The organism is Bradyrhizobium sp. Crot121, assembly GCF_059512385.1.
The window spans coordinates 1-284 of record NZ_JCAMOR010000551.1; the positions used below are offsets into that span (position 1 = coordinate 1).

The window sequence follows — 284 nt, forward strand, 5'->3', positions numbered from 1 at the left end:
TCGCTGTCACAGCTTGTGCTCACAGATTATCAGATCATCACGATCATCCTTTCTGTGTGCTTCTGCAGCACACTGTCATCGCCATGAAGGCGCTCGGCAGCGAGCACATGGCGTTCGATCAAGTGGAAGAGCGGCATGACGGCGAAGGTCCCGTGGCCGACCTGGTCGGCCAGCGTCGACAGCGGCAAATCGATCCTCTCGGCCTTAAAGCGCGCACTCTGGCGGTTGAGCGGGATATGCATGCCGAACTTGTCGAACAGGATCGTCGCCAGCAATTGTGGGCC

At 58.5% G+C, this 284-nt stretch carries 1 pseudogene; it reads right to left on the bottom strand.

Annotation, left to right across the window (positions count from 1 at the left end):
* Positions 1 to 65: 65 nt before the first annotated feature.
* A pseudogene (locus AC5ZGW_RS47880) lies at positions 66 to 284 on the bottom strand (IS66 family transposase); the annotation flags it as partial.